The 18,636-nt window shown below is 38.6% G+C and carries 20 protein-coding genes; 4 read left to right on the plus strand and 16 right to left on the minus strand.

Annotated features, from left to right (window positions below):
- Positions 1-253: 253 nt before the first annotated feature.
- Complete coding sequence (locus tag LGZ98_RS11070) at positions 254-1,285, plus strand: metallophosphoesterase (RefSeq protein ID WP_113040571.1); 1,032 nt, start codon at positions 254-256, stop codon at positions 1,283-1,285.
- Between the two features lie 145 nt (positions 1,286-1,430).
- Here LGZ98_RS11070 and bioD read toward each other — a convergent pair whose 3' ends face one another.
- The gene (gene bioD / locus LGZ98_RS11075) at positions 1,431-2,105 is read right to left on the minus strand and encodes a dethiobiotin synthase (RefSeq protein ID WP_113040572.1); all 675 of its coding nucleotides are present in this window, start codon (positions 2,103-2,105) and stop codon (positions 1,431-1,433) included.
- Between the two features lie 119 nt (positions 2,106-2,224).
- Between bioD and LGZ98_RS11080 the strand changes: the two genes are divergently transcribed.
- Positions 2,225-2,347, plus strand: coding sequence for a hypothetical protein (locus tag LGZ98_RS11080; protein WP_262978089.1), 123 nt, complete (start codon positions 2,225-2,227; stop codon positions 2,345-2,347).
- A gap of 53 nt (positions 2,348-2,400) precedes the next feature.
- Here the strand turns inward: LGZ98_RS11080 and mlc are convergent, their stop codons facing one another.
- A complete protein-coding gene (gene mlc / locus LGZ98_RS11085; RefSeq protein WP_113040573.1) occupies positions 2,401-3,612 on the minus strand; it encodes a sugar metabolism global transcriptional regulator Mlc in 1,212 nt (403 codons plus the stop codon).
- Between the two features lie 251 nt (positions 3,613-3,863).
- Positions 3,864-4,778, minus strand: coding sequence for a LysR family transcriptional regulator (locus LGZ98_RS11090; protein WP_113040574.1), 915 nt, complete (start codon positions 4,776-4,778; stop codon positions 3,864-3,866).
- 204 nt (positions 4,779-4,982) lie between these two features.
- Between LGZ98_RS11090 and LGZ98_RS11095 the strand changes: the two genes are divergently transcribed.
- Both LGZ98_RS11095 and LGZ98_RS11100 read left to right on the plus strand, forming a co-directional pair.
- Positions 4,983-6,212 (plus strand): MFS transporter, encoded by a 1,230-nt coding sequence (locus tag LGZ98_RS11095; protein WP_223121351.1) that lies wholly within the window; start codon positions 4,983-4,985, stop codon positions 6,210-6,212.
- Positions 6,213-6,366: 154 nt separating this feature from the next.
- Complete coding sequence (locus tag LGZ98_RS11100) at positions 6,367-7,383, plus strand: hypothetical protein (protein ID WP_113040575.1); 1,017 nt, start codon at positions 6,367-6,369, stop codon at positions 7,381-7,383.
- 109 nt (positions 7,384-7,492) lie between these two features.
- On the opposite strand, the gene LGZ98_RS11105 is transcribed toward LGZ98_RS11100, so the two are convergent.
- The 13 genes from LGZ98_RS11105 to LGZ98_RS11165 all read right to left on the minus strand — a co-directional run bounded on the left by LGZ98_RS11105 (position 7,493) and on the right by LGZ98_RS11165 (position 18,615).
- Positions 7,493-7,642 carry a hypothetical protein gene (locus tag LGZ98_RS11105; protein ID WP_158536448.1) on the minus strand — a complete coding sequence of 50 codons (150 nt, stop codon included), beginning with the start codon at positions 7,640-7,642 and terminating at the stop codon, positions 7,493-7,495.
- The gene (locus LGZ98_RS11110; RefSeq protein ID WP_113049487.1) at positions 7,642-8,178 is read right to left on the minus strand and encodes a hypothetical protein; all 537 of its coding nucleotides are present in this window, start codon (positions 8,176-8,178) and stop codon (positions 7,642-7,644) included. The genes LGZ98_RS11105 and LGZ98_RS11110 overlap by 1 nt, the downstream gene beginning before the upstream one ends.
- A gap of 575 nt (positions 8,179-8,753) precedes the next feature.
- Positions 8,754-9,311 carry a recombinase family protein gene (locus tag LGZ98_RS11115; RefSeq protein ID WP_262978090.1) on the minus strand — a complete coding sequence of 186 codons (558 nt, stop codon included), beginning with the start codon at positions 9,309-9,311 and terminating at the stop codon, positions 8,754-8,756.
- A 6-nt stretch (positions 9,312-9,317) separates the two neighbouring features.
- On the minus strand, positions 9,318-9,599 hold the full coding sequence (locus tag LGZ98_RS11120; protein ID WP_228902223.1) for a virulence factor: 282 nt from the start codon (positions 9,597-9,599) through the stop codon (positions 9,318-9,320).
- Entirely contained in the window at positions 9,600-9,791 is a 192-nt protein-coding gene (locus tag LGZ98_RS11125) for a DUF5397 family protein (RefSeq protein ID WP_228902225.1), read from the minus strand. It lies immediately after the preceding gene.
- A 140-nt stretch (positions 9,792-9,931) separates the two neighbouring features.
- Positions 9,932-10,900 (minus strand): hypothetical protein, encoded by a 969-nt coding sequence (locus LGZ98_RS11130; protein ID WP_262978091.1) that lies wholly within the window; start codon positions 10,898-10,900, stop codon positions 9,932-9,934.
- Between the two features lie 796 nt (positions 10,901-11,696).
- Positions 11,697-12,257: a hypothetical protein gene (locus LGZ98_RS11135; RefSeq protein ID WP_113040579.1), complete on the minus strand. Its 561-nt coding sequence runs from the start codon at positions 12,255-12,257 to the stop codon at positions 11,697-11,699.
- Positions 12,258-12,309: 52 nt separating this feature from the next.
- A complete protein-coding gene (locus LGZ98_RS11140; RefSeq protein WP_113040580.1) occupies positions 12,310-12,555 on the minus strand; it encodes an acyl carrier protein in 246 nt (81 codons plus the stop codon).
- Positions 12,556-12,567: 12 nt separating this feature from the next.
- Positions 12,568-13,344 (minus strand): hotdog family protein, encoded by a 777-nt coding sequence (locus LGZ98_RS11145; RefSeq protein ID WP_228902237.1) that lies wholly within the window; start codon positions 13,342-13,344, stop codon positions 12,568-12,570.
- A 5-nt stretch (positions 13,345-13,349) separates the two neighbouring features.
- Positions 13,350-14,603 carry a beta-ketoacyl-[acyl-carrier-protein] synthase family protein gene (locus LGZ98_RS11150; protein WP_262978092.1) on the minus strand — a complete coding sequence of 418 codons (1,254 nt, stop codon included), beginning with the start codon at positions 14,601-14,603 and terminating at the stop codon, positions 13,350-13,352.
- An 892-nt stretch (positions 14,604-15,495) separates the two neighbouring features.
- Entirely contained in the window at positions 15,496-16,875 is a 1,380-nt protein-coding gene (locus LGZ98_RS11155; protein ID WP_011146467.1) for an ATP-binding cassette domain-containing protein, read from the minus strand.
- A gap of 202 nt (positions 16,876-17,077) precedes the next feature.
- The gene (locus LGZ98_RS11160) at positions 17,078-17,743 is read right to left on the minus strand and encodes an SAM-dependent methyltransferase (protein WP_113040583.1); all 666 of its coding nucleotides are present in this window, start codon (positions 17,741-17,743) and stop codon (positions 17,078-17,080) included.
- Complete coding sequence (locus LGZ98_RS11165; RefSeq protein ID WP_011146465.1) at positions 17,743-18,615, minus strand: aKG-HExxH-type peptide beta-hydroxylase; 873 nt, start codon at positions 18,613-18,615, stop codon at positions 17,743-17,745. The genes LGZ98_RS11160 and LGZ98_RS11165 overlap by 1 nt, the downstream gene beginning before the upstream one ends.
- Between the last annotated feature and the right edge of the window lie 21 nt (positions 18,616-18,636).

The following is an 18,636-nucleotide window of genomic DNA, read 5'->3' on the forward strand; positions in this document are numbered from 1 at the left end:
CGGCCCCTTTTCACGTTATACCCGTTATCTTTCAAGTTGCCTCTTTGTTGGCTGCCCTTAGCAAGCTGACCTGAATGATAGCTTTAATATAGTTTCCTATGTGAACCATTAGCTTTTTTAAAACTGACAATCTAAATAATCAACTCTAATATCATAACGTTTTGAAACAAAAATATTTACCGAATAATTATACTGAGTTAAATATCTTATTTGCTCAAAAAATCATATTAAAATTTTAAAATAGGAAACCGTTATGAGTGATCTTATCGCTAAGAAAATTTTCTCTATCATGGTGTTTTTCATAGCATTAGCTATATCAGGATGTAGCGCTGTCGCAGGAAATCAAACAGAAGCCCAGAAATTTAATGGCAACAGCAATTATAAAATTGCCGTGATGTCAGATCCTCAGCCGTGGCGTTTATATCCTGAACAAGGCGATCCTAATGCCGACAAAAAACCGTGGGAAGAATTAAATAGAAAAGTAGCAAACAGTATCAATACTATTTATGAACGCAATCATCTTGCTTTTGGCATCATTAATGGTGATCTTACCGAGTTTGGACGCGCTAGCACCAGAAGAAGCCTTAAGGAGATATATACATCAAAAATCAAATTCCCGCTATTTATGGGATTGGGAAATCATGATTATGCAAATAATGTTAATGATTGTACTTACCCCGAAGGCTTTGATTTCAGTCGTAATGCCTGCGCCAGATCCGCTGTATTTGATATGGCAGAGAGAATAAATGGTTATAGTAAAGTATTGAATAATTTCTCCTATGACTATGACAATAAAGCATGGAAAGGCAGTTTATCTTATTCATGGGATTTCGGTGATATTCATTATGTTCAATTGCAAAACTATCCTACCTATAGTGTCAATTTGGAGCACTATATCAGCCCAACCGTTTATATTACAAAATCCCTTGATTGGTTGGAAAGCGATCTCAAATCTGCTCAAACAAGAGGAAAAGCAGTCGTTTTAAACTTTCACGATGGGTATGACCATTTTATTGATAATAGCAGTTATGCTGAAAAAGAGAGATTTAGATCATTGATTGAACAGTACAATGTTATGGCTGCTTTTGTTGGGCATTCACATTTTCTTGACGAATACACCTCCTATATCTTTGGAAACGCAAAAGTCTATGACAGTGGAGCACTATTTAAAGGTGATTTCTTTATCATTGATGTTAACAAAAAATGCATGGAAATATCTGCATATAATGGCATAAATGGTATTCCCAAGTTTATTAAAAGAATGACGAGTGTTTGTGGTAAATAGAGATCAAGATTATTATATCATATTGAGATTTTAGGTTGTTGATGATAAACCTCACTTTTCTACAAGTGAGGTTTTATTGTTAATCGACCGCCAGTCACAATCACAATATTTTTTATGGTATTCGTTCAATATGATAAATCCACACTTATTCCCCCCTAACTTGTTTTAATATAGTGGAAATCTCCAAGTAACAGGATAAATCTTTTTCTTCCGGACGTAAAATATAAGGAATTTCACCTAACTGTGGCGCATTAATGTGACGGCGTAACCTATCCATCACTTTCGTATAGTGCGATAAACCAGGGTTAATTCTGTTAGCTACCCACCCTACTAACTGCAATCCATCATTTATTATTGCCTGCGCGGTTAAAATTGAGTGATTTACACAGCCAGATTGAATACCAACAACTAAAATAACTGGGATTTTTTCCCGAATCACCCAATCAAAATAAAAAGTTTCATCATCCAGTAATACACGCCAACCGCCGTTACCTTCAATAATAACGCGATCTGCTTTATTACTAAGATTATTTAATCCTTTTCTCATCTGTTCGAAATCAACCTGATTGCCTTCACAATACCTGTTTTTCCAGATAACTGGGTTAATTTCTTCATATTTAAGTGGAACGGGAGAAGATTTTTGTAGAATCACACCATCTCGATTACGCATACCTTCTTCTGTTTCATACCCTTCTGTGGCTATAGGTTTATACCCTACTGCCGTTGCTCCATCACGATTAAAAGCTTGTAATAATGCACGGGTAACAATTGTCTTACCTATGTTGGTATCTGTCCCCGTAACAAATAGGCGCGTTAACATAAATTCTGTTTTCCATAATGACAGATAGAACCCGGTTAATGAGCGCTTAAGTCTAGAGGATGCGACTATAAGGGAGATTGCGTTAGCTCAATGTTTTGTTTAATTGCTACGCCAATTTAGTGAAAAAATTTATATATACCCAATGGATTTCAAGATGCATCGCGACGGCAAGGGAGCGAATCCCCGGGAGCATAGATAACTATGTGACCGGGGTGAGTGCAGCCAACAAAGAGGCAACTTGAAAGATAACGGGTATAAAGTTAATATTACAACCAGAGAACCTCTATCAAGTATATTATCCTTTCATTAAACTGATCAATAATGAACCATCATATAAAGCTTTTTTAACTGACGCTACCGTGGATAATGTACCTGAATTATTGAATTTTGTTGCAACCAATTCAATCTGTTTACTATAGGCAGGCAAAGCGTGTTGTTGAATACATTCACTAATCACCGGATACAAAACTTGTTGTGAAGCATTAAGAGGAGAACCCATCAAAATTTTTTCTGGGTTAAATAAATTGACCATCATTGCGATAATATGCCCAATTTTTACTCCGATATCACGAATAATATCTACTGCCAGAGTATCACCGTTATTAACCGCCTGACAGAATGACTCAACGGTCAGTGGTTCACCGTTTAGTAAAGAATCGGGTACCATTGCCAACTGCCGTTTTGCTCTGGATAAAATATGGCTGATGCCTACAACCGTTTCCAGACACCCAACATTCCCACAATAACAGCGTTCACCATCAGGCTGAGCCTGAATATGCCCTACCTCCATGACACCACAGTTGCCAGCATGCAATGTTTGCCCCGCAATAATCACGCCAACACCAACATGTTCATCAATGACCATTTGGATAACATTCTGACAATTTTTTGCTGTGCCATATAGTGATTCAGCTATCGTCCAGGCAGTTATTTCATGTTGAAGAAATACCGGTAATCCGGTGCGACGATGCAGATATTCTCCTATTGGCAATTCCTGAACCTGGTAATAAGGGAAACTGTGGATTAAACCTTGGGTCGGATCAACAATCGCATTTACCGTCATGCTAATTGCCGTCAGACGCTCAAGATGAGATTGATAGCGACCAAAAAATGCATCAATCTCATCAATAATGCTATCTAAAAAGGATTTTTCCTTGTTGGCCGGTAATGGTAAAACATCTTCAATAATTAACTTGCTACTTAAATCACGCAGTCCCAATATTAAACTTCCCAAGTTAATACTGACACACAGGAAATGCCAACTTTCAGAATCAAGCTTCAATCCGGTCGCCGGGCGCCCTCTAAATCCTAAATCCAAAAATTCCGTTTCCATGACTAAGTGTGCATCGACCAATTCACGGACAATCTTAGTAATACTGGCTGGAGCAAGTTGAGCTTTTTTGGATAGCTCAATACGGGAAATTGGACCATATTGATCAATTAACCGATAAACAGTACCAATATTAATCTGTTTTATCTGATCAATATGCCCTGGTTGTCGATCCATTATTTACCCTTTTACGCTCTATACCCGTCATCTTTCAAGTTGCCTCTTTGTTGGCTGCACTCACCCCGGTCACATAGTTATCTATGCTCCCGGGGATTCGCTCCCTTGCCGCCGCGATCCATCTTGAAATCCATAGGGTATAATTAATTCACGTTTCAAAATAATTGTTGGCTGATTATGTCGAGGTTTTAGGCAAAAAGTATGATTCTTTCAATAAATATGTGATATTCAGCACGAAATTTAGCTTATTTCTACTTATTTTTTCCATTCAAAATATTAGATATAAGTAGGTTTATCAGCCTGTCTGCGGCGGCCGATATTGGCCGGTTCTTGTGATTTACCAACCAGACCTCAGAATAAGAGTGGTTATCAGCTAATGGAATATACTGGACACCATCCACTTTCATTCGAGTAAAAGATTCAGTCACAACACTGACACCTAATCCAGCAGAAACCAGCCCAAGAATGGTCATCGCTTCGCCTGCTTCCTGTGAAATCATCGGCGTCACGCCTGCTTGAGCAAGTAATGTGATGATTTCATCATACAAAGCAGTCCCCACTTCGCGCTCAAAAAACACCATCGGATAGCTCGACAACATTTCGAGCTTTATTCCCTGTGGAGCATATTCCAACAAAGGATGTCCATCATAAACAGCAAGCCTAAAAGGTTCCCGAAATAATAGCCGATACTCAAGGTTATCGGGTAATTGGGTATTACGCATGATACCAACGTCGATCCGTCCCGTCAGTAATGGCGCAATCTGCTGTTTAGTATTCATCTGATGCATATGAATAGCGACTTCCGGGTAACGTTCCCGAAATTGCCGTAAACTCAGAGTGACCTTATTCATAAAAGGTATCGTAGAGGTGAAACCGATAGATATTTCGCCTAATTCCCCTTTTTGCATTCTTGCTGCTTTTGTTGCAGCAGCATCAACCTGAGCCAGGATCAGATAAGCTTCTTTCAGAAACATGTTACCTGCCGGCGTCAAGCTCACATTCCGGTTATTACGTTCTAACAACCGCGCATTTATACTATTTTCAAGTGATTGAATCTGTTGGCTTAATGGCGGCTGTGAAATATTAAGCCGTTCTGCCGCACGACCAAAATGTAATTCCTCTGCCACTGCAATAAAGTAGCGTAAATGCCGTAACTCGATAGCCATAATCACCTTTGAGATCTAATACATATTATTGTTAATGATTAATATATTAGACAAAATATTTTGCAATTCATATGCTTGATCTTCATCAAAATATAAGCTAGCTAATGAGTTAAGTAAGGAAATTATGTGAGCGCCAGCCCTAGTAGTAATACCAGTCCTAGTAATACCAGCTCTAGTAATAATAGTAGTAATATCGGTGAAAATTTGACTCCCGGTAATCATCTTGTCCAAAATGTTCAAAATAAGAAAAGTCATATTCAGAAAGATGATCCTCTATATATTAGAGTGACGTTGTCACTCTTTACCGTAGGGTTAGCTGCATTTGCCCTACTCTATTTCGTTCAACCAATCTTACCCATGCTGTCGGATGATTTCGATGTTTCTCCTGCCACCAGTAGTTTATCTTTATCCCTTTCAACGGGAATGCTGGCATTGGGCTTATTAATCACCGGTCCTCTGTCTGATGCTATTGGCCGTAAAAATGTGATGGTAACAGCGCTATTTGCCGCCGCATTTTTCACTTTACTCAGTGCATTTATCACCAGTTGGCATGGAATTCTGGTTGTACGCGCTCTGGTTGGTTTGTCTCTCAGTGGCGTAGCCGCCGTTGCAATGACTTATCTTAGTGAGGAAATCCATCCTAACTTTGTTGCTTTATCAATGGGACTTTATGTTAGTGGTAATGCTATTGGTGGCATGAGCGGGCGATTAATATCAGGTGTTATCACCGATTATTTCTCATGGCGGGTTTCTGTCATCGTATTAGGTTTATTAGCATTAATTGCGGCAATGATGTTTTGGCGTATGTTACCTGAATCGCGCCATTTTAGGCCAAGTTCTCTCAAACCTAACTCTTTATTAATCAATCTGAAATTACATTTTCGTGATAAAGGATTGCCATTACTGTTTTCTGAAGCCTTTTTACTCATGGGCGGCTTTGTTACCCTATTTAATTATATAAGTTATCGTTTATTGGATTCGCCCTATTATTTCAATCAGTCAATTGTCGGTATGTTGTCTATTGTTTATCTGGCAGGAACATGCGGCGCATCCAAAGTCGGCACATTAACCCATCAATATGGACTCGGAAAAGTGCTAATTGCGATGATAACTATGATGCTAATCGGTACGCTTATTACCTTATTATCATCTGCGGTGATGATTATCATTGGGATGATAGTCCTCACTTTCGGTTTCTTTGCTGCACATGCTGTTGCCAGCAGTTGGGTCGGACGTCGTGCTCGCCGGGCCAAAGCACAAGCGTCTTCCCTTTATCTGTTTTGTTATTACTTTGGTTCAAGTGTGGCTGGTACTTTGGGCGGTATATTTTGGCTCCAATTAGGTTGGCATGGTGTTGTTTTATTTATTGCTATTCTTCTCTCTTTGGCTCTACTTTTAGGGTTTAAACTCGCCAAACTTCCAGAGGCAAAATAATAGAAGACCAGAATTTTTTATCCGCCAGGTAATGTCCTTCACTTTCTGATTTGTCAAAAATTAATGTGTTTTTTTGCCGCGATATTAAAAATCGTGGCAACATTATTCAACAAAAAAACAAACATTAATACTCATATATAAGGAAGAGTTAATTATGGGAAATTCCATATTTGAAGGTTTCACTAAAGAGGAAATAAAATTGGCATATGAATTTGATATGCTAAATCAATCTATGGTGATGGCAGAAGCGAATGCCTATGCGCTGCAAAAGCAGTTATATCGCCTTAGCCAACCACAAAAACTGCTAAATAAAATAGGTCGGAATGCACTGGTGGAGATTAAAGATACGATGATACGTTCAGTGCCTGCTTCAATATGTGCAGGATTGGCAGGTGCTGCTACGGCATCAGGTGGCCCCGCTATCTCTTTTCTCGCCAGTGCGGCAGCGGGAAGTATTGGTGGAGAATTGGCAAAACCTATTACGTCAAGAACCGGTGTTCATACTCAATTGTATCCGACCTGTACCGGCAATACGATTAAAAACATTGAGCAAGAGGTACAGGGGAAATTACAGGGAAAATTGAGTGGTTACCCTAGGCTATATGAACTATACCGTACCTATATAAACAAAGAATATACGCGGGATTTTGTGCTTGATACCGCACTGGCAAATACACCTGATGTGGTTACCAGTGCTATAACAGAAGGTGTCAATAACTGGACGGCGGGTACTTTCAGTTCCATGTTGAAATATGGTCCAATACCTATTGTGGCTTTAACTGCGGCGGCGGGATTAGATCCTCGTGGTATTTATAATAAAGGCAAAGATACATTTCATGCTATGGCTAGCATAAAACCTGGCCCACACGCAGGGGGTAATCTGAAAGCGAAAAAACTGGAAAAATTACTATGTACTTATCAGGAATATTTACCCTATCTGGAGCAAAATTTATTTCGCGCACGAGATTGCTTAACGAAATTGATTGAATCGCTGAACAGCAATCTGGATAGAAAATTAAATGTTAAAGCATTCATGAAAAAATCCCCTAATCTTGCCTTATCATATAAGAACGCTCACATGGCATCTCAAGAAATTATCAATATGCTTGAGTTATTAATTATGCTGGAAAAAGAAAGGGAGAATCAGGTAGTTAGGGAAACCTGTTTATAAGATTAATCCTCTTTTAGGTACGTTAACGCAAACCAAGTGACCTAAAAGAGGGTTCTAATCAAGGTGGTGTACTTGACGGTATATAAAACACTTACCAACCCTCTTGGTATCATTTATACCCGTTATCTTTCAAGTTGCCTCTTTGTTGGCTGCACTCACTCATCCCGGTCACATCGTTATCTATGCTCCCGGGGATTCGCTCCCTTGCCGCCGCGATGTATCTTGAAATCCATTGGGTATATACAACTAAGCCATTCACTAATTAATAATGACTTGAAAATCTGTAGAAATTAAATTGGCTAAAAAATTTGAACTCACTTTATTTTTTACAAAAAAAGATAGATTTGGAAATATAGAATCTTTACCACTATAACTCAATTCACCCTCTTTTATAATATAACAACAGGGTTCAATTAAATTTATGCTGTACTCTCCAGCTCCTGTATCATCGGAATATATACCAAAATTATCAAAACCGTTCTCAACATATTCCCCATTATTGAAAAACCAATCTTGAGTTGGCTGCTCCCTGGACATTTCTGCCGTAAAATTTCGGGGAGTGAAAAACTGTGCTTTAAACGTGAATGCAAGATAAAGATTTGAAATATTTGGATAACAAAATAAGTTGCGAAATTCTGAAATATTCTGGCCATCTAACCATATAAATCCTGGAGTACAAATGCGAAAATTCAAATTCTCCGCATTCCATTTCTCTATCTTTCTATCGGGTGCTAATGGGAATTTCATCACGATACCATTTGGAGCATATTTGTTTACATAAATATTAGTCATCATTGTGCCTCATCTTTTAATGGATTTTCCTGGCTCAATAGCCCCAACCTTGTTTATTATCTCTTTTTTACAGTATAATGCCATAAGTGGATTACCGCTAATATTCCACGATCAAAATTACTTCACATTCATCACACTGCTAGCAAAAATAAGAAAATACCGAAATTTATTTAGGGTAAGTGCAAAACATTAACCTACTGAAAAATTATTATCAGCACTGATATCAACATTAAAATAATATACAGTAAGATTATTCCCATATGGAAATAAACAGGAAATCGGACAACAAGAATACGCCAGATTAATACCTTAAAAACCTTTTGGAATTTTAGCTCGATTACGCAACGATCGACTTCTCATAAAAGGCGACACAGACGTCGCCCCCTAGTTATTTTTCCTGAGATTTAACAATCACCTCCCAGAATCTTTATATGGTCAAACGGCCTCGTAACACATTACGGGTTTCAATGGACGATTGGCTAAATAGATTTCCGGTACTATTTCGAAATGCTTGGTTCACTTCAACGGCTCGAATAGTTAGCCTCGCGGTCGCCTCAGAATTAGGAATTTAAAGTACGTTAAGCGTGTCTAGAGGCTGGTACCCAGCGGTAGAGAGTAGGTACAGATACACCAAGGTTCTTTGCCACCTCTTTAGGCGGTGTTCCATTGGCTAGCAATTTCTTGGCAGCGTCTATTTTGCTAGGCGTCATTTTGGGTTTGCGACCACTTTTACGACCGCGTTGTCGAGCTATCGCCAAACCTACCTGAGTACGCTCCATGGTAAGGTCATGTTCCATTTCAGCCAAACTGGCCATCATATGAAAAAAGAAGCGCCCTGAGGGGGTTCCGGTATCAATTACATCCGTCAGACTTTTAAATTGAATATGCTGTTGATGAAGTTGATTAACCATATCTACAAGATGTTTAACACTGCGCCCCAAGCGATCCAGTTTCCAGACAACCAGCGTATCCCCTTCACGTAACTGCTCCATAGCTTTAGTTAATCCAGGACGTTCGGCCCGAGTTCCACTGACCTTATCTTCAAAGATTTTCTGGCACCCTGCCTTAAGCAACGCATCACGCTGAAGCTCCAGATTTTGATCTTGCGTTGAAACACGAGCATAACCAATCAACATAATAATCTATTGACCTTTAACCACAGGCGTAAAATCAGACCATTGTTCAATTCTGAAGGCGCGAATGTCACGCACTGAGGGAGGAAACCACGATTGGGCCTTGAGGGATTGGATCGCCACAAAAAGCTGGGCCATGTTTTCATCTTCGCTGACATACAGACTGCCCTGGACGCGTCTAAAACCATATTGAGCCAGCATTACACCGATTTCAGCGTAGGCTTGCGATACCCCTTTGGGGTGGTGTTGTTCAGTGTCGGCGACAACCAAATCAAAAGCAATAGCGTACATTCAGGCAGCCTTGGGGTCATTGTTAGCGTGGGTCAGACGGTATTCGGTTTTTTCACCAGTTTCTACCAGGACAACTTCTATCATCCAGTCACCATCCTCCAACGGACGCAGCAGCGGCCCTATTTCATATTTTGGCCCAAACACACCAAAGCTTTTTATCGTGCCAACGGGTACAGGTGGTGTTGTTATCATGGACGATCCTCATTATTGAAATTCATTGATAATGTAGTATTTTGAGAATATCATTTCAAGAACGATTTTCGAGAACGCCAACCCCTTGATGTTGTGTCCTGCAAGGGAACAGCGGAACCCTTTCTCATAAACCCTCGTTTTCAAGAACAAGGAGAGCCTATGCCTCGCCGTTCCATCTTATCCGCCAATGATCGTACAAGATTACTCGCATCATTTTCGTCACCACCGGGATATTGATAAACATAATTACGTTTAATTTCTTTTGTCGTGCCGGGGTCAATAATTTGTCCTATAATTCTGCCGGAAAGATCATAAGACTGGTCCGTAATGGCATGGTTTACATCAACTTTACGGAGTTGCCGATGTGTATAAATAGAGGTCACATTTTTCGATTCCATATGTGCACCATCAAAACCCGTCACCGTAGAATTTGTGATCATCTCACTATCTGAATATTCATATTTAAACGTGGTAATCGTTTGCTGGTTATTCACCGGATAATAAACGTATTCTTTCTGTATCCCACTGGTCTCAGTAATAAGTAGAGTATTTCCCCAATCATCGCTTTTAATATTAACACTCTCTTCTCGTGAAGTATTGGTCTGTAAGTCTGTGTAACGCGTTAACACATGAGAGGGTTGTTGTAAATTTTCTGGTTGTTCGGAAAAGCTTTTTGACGGATCTTCATTGTAAGTAATTTCTGTTGTGATCCTCTTATTATCTTGTGTTTTTGCTTCTTTGGTCATTAAATGAAATTTATCAAACACCCTTTCTGTTACTGAAATAACATTTTGACCGTTTAAAACACGTTCAATGGATGAATAGGTATATTTCCCTGTAACCAGATACAAATTATCTTGACTGGAATCAAAGCTTGTCCGGCCAGAAGAATAGCCCAAGAAATTATGTACTGAACTATATTCATAGGATTTGCTGATCGCAGGCTGCCCATTACCAGGTTGAATAGTCAGTGCAGCAGCATAAGGAATAGATTCCGTGTCCGTCACTTTATGTCCATTCTCCTTATAACTCACCAGCTCAACATAACCTGTTGGTGTACGAAAAGCGCTAATAACCGGAAATATTCCTTTTAATGTCTGATAGGTCATCTTAAATCTGGCAGAATCCATAGGACCAGAAGCATCATAATGCAAACCTTGAATTATAAATTAAATCAAATGCTTCACCATCTGGAAATTCAAGTACAACCGTTTTTGCAATGTCACTCGATCCAATTCGTTTAAGTGTTTCTATAATACCATTCTTATTATAAACATAGAAAGTGTTACTATCGAGTTTATATACGCGTAAACCAAACCCATTATTTAACGTTGTTAATAGCGAGAATGATAAGTTAAGTACCTGTTCAACATTACCGACATTATTTGGTCTTAACGTGATAATATTGATATTTGCGCTATATTGACCCGTTCTTGGATCGACACCAGTATTAATATAAGATCAAAAATTAAATGCATTGTAATATATATCGTTAAATTTTATTTTAAATTTCCTGTTTGATTAATTAAGAACACAGCAAAACAAAATATCCATTTAACCATTCATTTATGTACAATAATAGATATCGCTATATTCCTATTTCAATAATGGAATATCTTAATTGCTGGTAAACACACATGTGATTACCAGCAATAGATAAAAACGTTATTCAATAATTAACTTATTCTTGCAATACTTAACGAACGTCCGATATTAACCGAGGATATTCTAAATTTATGCTGGCAACCGTAGTTATCAATGATTGTAACATCATGATATCCATCATAATAACCACTCGTCCATGAACATCCTGTCACATGGAGCACTTCAGCAGCAAGCTGCGTGTCTGGAATAGTTACGGTATAAGAATGGTCCATTCCATAACATTCTCCATAATACTGTGAATTAAGCTGTAATAGAAATAATATCAAGTTCAAAGCCATAATATGGCCCTTGCAATTCAGGAATAATTCTGACACGATAACGTTTTGATAAATCGTCTTCAAATTCCTTCAAGGCGTTCATGATAAATTCGCTGTATTTCCCTTGTGCAAAAAAGATAAATTGCGTGGTTGAAGGATTGATAGAAACATATTTACCAAGCGCATGGCGTAACGTCTTAATAAATAGTGAACCATCTTCATTTAATTCGAATAATTTTCTGTCTGTCGTCGTCCTATCCATAAAATTGCCTTCACCTAAAAGATAAATATTTATCTCACGATGGTCACGGCGCAGTAAAAACTGTTTATTGATATCCAAATCGAATATTCTTGGTTTAACAGTTTTATCAAGTAAATGATCTGGAATAACAAATTCAATCAAGAAACGACGCCCATTCACGATAATAGGTAAATGTTCTCGATCAATTGAGAAACAGCACAAATTTCCAACCCACGAAGAACCTTCTGTTTCTGAATATGCTGAATATAAAGCAGCAACCTTACCTTGCTCTAGAATGTTCATTATAACCTCTTCATATTAGTGGTGAAAAAACAGTATTAAATCAAAATTCAGCTTACAGTTTTGATTTTACATAACCAGTGAGATCATCTAATGTTGAAATAGAATGATCTGAAAAAAGTTCAGCTTTAAGCATAATGCCATACGTTTCCAATACAAACACTTGAATTTCCACATAGTCAAGGCTGTCAAATTTAAGTGAAGCAAAATAAGATTCTGGTGTTATCTCTTCCTCTTCTATATCCTTCATCATTAATATTCTATTTTTTATTGCAGTAAAGATATCACTTTGTGTTGGCATTTCGCTTTCCTTTTATTTCATCTTAGAGATAATTGAAATCTTTGATACAAAAATAGGGTTTTTATCATATAAACATCGATAATAAAAAATACGGATATAATCTTTAGGGCCATTCTTAATCAATAAAGGAGGATTTAATTCAACACAAACATCCGGAGAAGATAGTAATATCGTACTATTAACAATGTCCTCCCTGATCTTAATCGCTTGTCCGGTATGCAAAGTAAAAGATCGATTCAGATAATCCTGTAAATGGTTAAAATGGTAGTGTTCAAAATCAAGAAAACTTGTCGAATTAATAACAAGATGAAAAGCAAGCGCATCCAGAAACCATCCAATAGATGTGACACTGGGGAAATAATGTCTAAAGACAGCATATTTTTCACAAACTCCTTTCCTTGTTATCGTCAATTTTGGGCAGTTATCTTGAACAATCCAATTTTCAATTGACTCCGTTGTATTTTCTACACTGGTATTGCCGGATAACGCACTTTTTCCGCACGGATTTTCCAATTTAAACGTTTTGCTTTTAGTATCAATTCTCAACTGATGTGGTAATCCAGTATAAACATATTGACGGAATGACGTATCAATATTCAGTATTCCAGATGTAAAAGCGGAAGTTAATTGAGATAACTGTTGCCTGACATAAAGCAGACTCAACATTCCCTGCACCGGGTACTGCTGCATATTGTGCAAAAATTCACTTTTCTCCGAATAATGGATAGGATTAAAATCCCCAGAGAAATTCGACCAATGTTCAATATCTTCCATTTCAAAAATCAACATATCAGTTACCTTACCTTAGAGATAACCAACGCAGCATTATGTCCCCCAAAACCTGCACTGATATTAAGCACCACTTCTGGTTGAACGGTGTAGCAATGTTGATTAGGTAAATAATTAAGGTCGCAATCTGGATCAGCCCGATGTAAATTCAATGTTGCTGGCAAGCAATTTTCAGTTAATGCCTTTACACAGACAATAGTTTCGAAACTACCGGCGGCAGCAATCAGATGACCGGTATAAGATTTTGTGCTTGATATAGGTACCTGATAAGCATATTGGCCTAGTGCTGCTTTAATTGCCTGAGTTTCATAAAGATCATTTAACGGTGTCGAAGTACCATGAGCATTAATATAGTCAATATCTTCCAGCGAAATCTGCGCCTGCTCGATGGCTTTGGTTATCGATAATATTTTAGGTTCAATATCTTCTGTCGGCCGGGTTAAATTAGCGGCGTCTGAATATTGAGCGTAACCTTTGATTTCGGCCAGAATCGTTGCCCCACGCGCGACGGCCGAATCATAATCTTCCAGACAAACCACCGCCGCTCCTTCGGCCAATACAAATCCAGAGCGATCAAGACTAAATGGGCAGCATGCGAGATTGGGGTCCGTTTGCTCTTTCGACAATGCATTCAGTACATCAATACTCCAAATATTACATTCTCGAATAAGTGATTCAGCAGCCCCGGCAATCATACATTTTGCCCGCCCTGAGCGAATAATTTCAAAGGCATCACCTATCGCCATTGTACCCGTTGCGCAAGCAGCCATAATGGTATTCTGATAACCACGTAGTCCATACATGATCGAACACGCCGCCGTCATGGAACTTGGCATGGTGATAAGATTACTCATGGGATGAGCTAATTTAACTTTCTTATACTGGCAGGCATGATCTCCGGCATTATCGACAGCTCCCCAGCCACTGCCAAGTATGATCCCACATTCGTATTTATCGTAATATTCAACAGGTGATACGTTCACGCCAAATGCTTGGGTAAAAGCTTGATAAGTCGCTTTCAACGCCATTTTTCCGCAGTCAGAAAGCATATGAGTCAACTTTTTTGGTAATAACTGATAACGTGATGGATTGGGTGCAAGGAAAGAAAAGAAACGTGAATTAATGAATGAGTTAGGAAATTCAATTCTGCGAAATTGATGTTGTTTCTCGATAATACTTTGCCAACATGATTCAATATCTTCACCAATTGGTGTTACGGCGCCCATACCTGTAATAACAACTCTTTGAGTTCTCTGCATATTGGTTACCATTTATACATAGATTGATAATGTCAATTTTTCTAGCTATAAAATAGGCTAATGAAGACATATCACCATAATCATAAATAAGTATTTTCAATACTCCTGGCTAATATAATCGTTATTTGTGAATTACGTAAAACTAACTGATAGATTATTTTACCCATGTAATAAAACCGATGATAAATATCCATAAACAAATATATTATTATTTTAATATCATTATATTCAGCCTACAAAATAATTGATTACACCATATTAGACTGTATTATCATGGTAAATCCTAAAAATTTATTTACCATTAACTCATTATTCTGTTTAATAAAGCACATCATTGTATAAAAACAAAATATAAATAATGACTTTAATTATTGCGCAGTTGTTTATTTCATAACATATGAATTCAATGATTATATTAATAATCTAACAATGTAATTAAAGAAAAGAGAAATAGTAAATATTTCACATCATTCCTGTGAATGAGTACTGAGGTACATTGCCCAATCTTTCTCTACATCAAATCTGCATCAAAACATATACCCTGCCCCCTTGTTTGTAATATACTGCCCACAACTGGATAAATACACAGCACTGTGCATCTTCATTGTCCAGTTAATGTAATAACACCGGAGACAACATATACCCTATAGATTTCAAGATGGATCGCGACGGCAAGGGAGAGAATCCCCGGGAGCATAGATAACTATGTGACTGGGGTGAGCGAGCGCAGCCAACAAAGAGGCAACTTGAAAGATGACGGGTATATGGCTGAAACAGGCAAGGATACAGGAGTGTTCAGTGGTAACAAAATCTGAGGCAAGCCCTGACTCAGTGATAAAGCAGCAGTTCGATACCCTCACCGTCGATAAAAAGGGTACTCCCAAAGAGTCGCTTACACGTTGTGGCGAACCTCCACAATCAGCAAAGACTCACTTAGCTTATCGATAAGCTTGCTGAATACCTGACGAGATTGAAGATCTAAATTAGCATCCCACTCATCTAACATCAGGATCTCTATCTTATCCACTGCTTTAACAGAGATTTCCTTAAGAAATTCCCGCAGTTCCTGCCCAGTCGACAGATTCCTTTCATTAGTTTTTTCAAAAACAAGTTCATGATGTGCCGGAAGGTAATAAGCCGATTCACCCAATTGCTCCTTGAGCCAGCAAAGAAAAGTAGACTTACCCACTCCATTCGGCCCCCTAATTGTGATTCGGCCAGACGACGGGACTGGCTTAATAATAAGTTCTTTTAAACTTGCCAAGTCTGGCAAAGTGCCATGAGTTTCGTATTTCAAACGATTCCATTGGATTCGTTCCTCCAAATTCTGCGATGTCTTTGGAGTTTCTGCAGCCTGTCCTAGCCCCTTGAGCCTCGCACTCAATGCCGACCAACTCGTAGAATAGAAAATCACGACATACGCGTGCTGAAGAATAAGAACCTGGCGAGGTAAGGTTGCAACTAGAACCGTGAGAACAGAAGGATTGTCCATATTTTCCAAGAAGAGAACACTTGTCCAGACAAGTACCGGTGCCATCATTAGTAGCATTCCCAACGCTGAAGCAAGATTATTCCAGTATTGGCTACGGACGGCTGTTCCTAAAGCCAAACTCTGTCGGACTTTCAGTTCACTTTGATAAAGAGACTGGTTGTATTTATTGCCCAATAGGAAATTGTCCCACGCCAAAGATAAAACACGTTGAAGGGCTGTTCTGGCAGATTGTGCTTCTGCGCCCTTTACATGAATTCTTTTTCTAAAGAAAAAAATGACGCTCGAAACAAAGGCAAGACCAACAAGGTAGGACCATGCAATCGACGTATCAAGGACAAGAGAAAGAGCAAGTACATTCAATGAAACATTTAGAACAACAGAGGCCCAATCAAAGATAAATTTGGAACTTTCATTAAAAACCAGAAACCCTTCTGAGGACACATAGGGCAAATGATAGTCTTTAAACTCTTTACTCGTTCGAATAGAAGCCCGATTCCAGAAATTAAGACGAAACCTTTCTACATATTTTTCAAGTGCAAGAAACTTAGACTTCTCAAGAAAAACCGCAGCTAAGCTAGAAGGAATATAGACGAGTGTAAGAGAAAGTATAAAAAGGACAAGATACAGAGTAAAATTCTCATTAGCACTTACCTGTTTTGCCAGCCCCGCTATCCAATAAGTAGAGGAAGCCACAATCAACTGTTGGACAATAAGAAAAAGCAAAGCAAAAGCAAATGCTTTATTAATTAAAAATTCAATAGCCGACTTTTTTACTTCCATCTTAATCTTATTTTTCTTTCAGTAGATACAAACTTCAATTGTCCACTGGAAATTCCTCTGGGAATTCCTGCATAACTGTGAAGCCAATGCGTCTTAGGTTCGAATACGTAATTACTTAACTTAACTCCGTCTGCAAGCTCAGCCTCAAAATAAAAATGGATAGCATTTGCACGTTGAGACGCCTTGCATTCGACGGAATACTCTATATCTGAGCTCTTATCCAGTCCAAGATTAAATCGGCGAATAAGTTTTGGTTCAGAGCAGACTTCCACTCCATCTGATTTGATAATTTTTTTCTAATTAAATTGCAGAATAAACATTCAAACCCGGACACTAGTTCTGCCGGGACAGGACCAAATCGAGAGGCGTAACTACTCAATAAAAGATCAAAATCAGCGTTCAGTTCAGGCAAGTGTATAAATTGATATTTAAGACTCACTTTAGAAGGAATCAGCACTTTGATACTTGAGTGTCTAGTACAAAAATCGTGGCAGATCTCAACAATACCCTCGTCGATTCCAAAATAACCCAAGGTTTCTGTCACAAGAACATCCGGCGGATTCTTCAACTGGACATCAAAAGATTTTTTGCTAATGTACTGGATATTTTTTCTTAAGCCCCTATTGAGTATTTGAGCAACAATACTACTAGCTTCCAACATGTCTATATAAGTAACTAATCCATTAGTTTTCTGAGCTAACATCTGAGTTAGAACTCCAGTTCCTCCCCCCAAATCAACTACATGAGAATCCTCTTGAACAATCCTATCGATTGCAGTTTTGAAGCAGTTCAAACGATGTTCATCAGCAAGCATTCTCGAATGGTACAAAAGCGGAAATGCTTCCATAGAGCCTTTTATTTCAACCATTATGCAAGCTTCTTCTCTCGTCCTACCATCAGATCAAGATACCCCTGACACTTCTGCATAATTGACTGGCCTCTTTCCGTGATTAAATCCTTATAATTAGGAAGATCGGCCAAAGAATTTAATGCTTCCAGCGCCTGTATAAGCATCTTATCCGATGGCGGATGAACGTGGCATTTTTCTGGTTCTCCGAGATAGTTTCGTCTCACCAAAAGAACTTCTACAGCTACGACGATACTATGAAAGACTTTATCGATAGGGCGCTTAATGTTGAGTATTGCTGATTTTGCAAAATTGGCTTCATTCTGGAGAAGCTTGTAGTCATGGAAGTGCAAATATCGGAGTTCGTCTATAAAAACTAAATTATGAGTAAGTTCATGGACCAATAATTCCGTGAGATCTTGTACGTGCCAGTGTTTACGGCTGTTGATCCAAATCACACCCACAGCATTCGAGGTGGAACCGCCCCCTGAATTCTTTGAGTCTCTCAGAAATAAACTATCTATCGCCATCTGAAATACAGCGTATATCTGTGGCATCCTTAGCTTCAATTCTTCTAATGCAGCTAACAAAAACTCCAGTCGTTGCTTACGAACATCGTCTTTTAGACTATCGCCAATCAGAGACGATTGATCTCTATCATTTAACAAAGCGTCTGTTCGATAAAGCTCTACCAGCTTGTCTTCCATTTCAGGATCCTCGACTATCTGAGTTCCTACACTCTCTAACCGCGGAACGTTGGGTTGATAGCCCTTTAAAAAATTATGAAATCCAAGCTCCAATTCTTCAGACGTTTTGGGAGCCGTTTTTGATTTTAATGCACTAAGAACAGCTAGATTTCTGTAAACCTCGTTAATACCAATGAGGTGTATCACACTATACCCCCTTTGAAAAAA

Source organism: Photorhabdus kayaii (assembly GCF_025384895.1).
Taxonomy (GTDB): Bacteria; Pseudomonadota; Gammaproteobacteria; order Enterobacterales; family Enterobacteriaceae; genus Photorhabdus; species Photorhabdus kayaii.

What these genes read in the sequence shown, in the direction of transcription:
- LGZ98_RS11135 (WP_113040579.1), bottom strand. Translation starts at nt 12,257, where the DNA reads ATGAACATTCTAGAGCAAGGTAAGGTTGCTGCTTTATATTCAGCATAT.
- LGZ98_RS11130 (WP_262978091.1), bottom strand. Translation starts at nt 10,900, where the DNA reads ATGACCTATCAGACATTAAAAGGAATATTTCCGGTTATTAGCGCTTTT.
- LGZ98_RS11100 (WP_113040575.1), top strand. Translation starts at nt 6,367, where the DNA reads ATGGGAAATTCCATATTTGAAGGTTTCACTAAAGAGGAAATAAAATTG.
- LGZ98_RS11145 (WP_228902237.1), bottom strand. Translation starts at nt 13,344, where the DNA reads ATGTTGATTTTTGAAATGGAAGATATTGAACATTGGTCGAATTTCTCT.
- LGZ98_RS11160 (WP_113040583.1), bottom strand. Translation starts at nt 17,743, where the DNA reads ATGGTTGAAATAAAAGGCTCTATGGAAGCATTTCCGCTTTTGTACCAT.
- LGZ98_RS11150 (WP_262978092.1), bottom strand. Translation starts at nt 14,603, where the DNA reads ATGCAGAGAACTCAAAGAGTTGTTATTACAGGTATGGGCGCCGTAACA.
- LGZ98_RS11155 (WP_011146467.1), bottom strand. Translation starts at nt 16,875, where the DNA reads ATGGAAGTAAAAAAGTCGGCTATTGAATTTTTAATTAATAAAGCATTT.
- LGZ98_RS11125 (WP_228902225.1), bottom strand. Translation starts at nt 9,791, where the DNA reads ATGATAACAACACCACCTGTACCCGTTGGCACGATAAAAAGCTTTGGT.
- LGZ98_RS11120 (WP_228902223.1), bottom strand. Translation starts at nt 9,599, where the DNA reads ATGTACGCTATTGCTTTTGATTTGGTTGTCGCCGACACTGAACAACAC.
- LGZ98_RS11140 (WP_113040580.1), bottom strand. Translation starts at nt 12,555, where the DNA reads ATGCCAACACAAAGTGATATCTTTACTGCAATAAAAAATAGAATATTA.
- bioD (WP_113040572.1), bottom strand. Translation starts at nt 2,105, where the DNA reads ATGTTAACGCGCCTATTTGTTACGGGGACAGATACCAACATAGGTAAG.
- LGZ98_RS11115 (WP_262978090.1), bottom strand. Translation starts at nt 9,311, where the DNA reads ATGTTGATTGGTTATGCTCGTGTTTCAACGCAAGATCAAAATCTGGAG.
- mlc (WP_113040573.1), bottom strand. Translation starts at nt 3,612, where the DNA reads ATGGATCGACAACCAGGGCATATTGATCAGATAAAACAGATTAATATT.
- LGZ98_RS11110 (WP_113049487.1), bottom strand. Translation starts at nt 8,178, where the DNA reads ATGATGACTAATATTTATGTAAACAAATATGCTCCAAATGGTATCGTG.
- LGZ98_RS11090 (WP_113040574.1), bottom strand. Translation starts at nt 4,778, where the DNA reads ATGGCTATCGAGTTACGGCATTTACGCTACTTTATTGCAGTGGCAGAG.
- LGZ98_RS11070 (WP_113040571.1), top strand. Translation starts at nt 254, where the DNA reads ATGAGTGATCTTATCGCTAAGAAAATTTTCTCTATCATGGTGTTTTTC.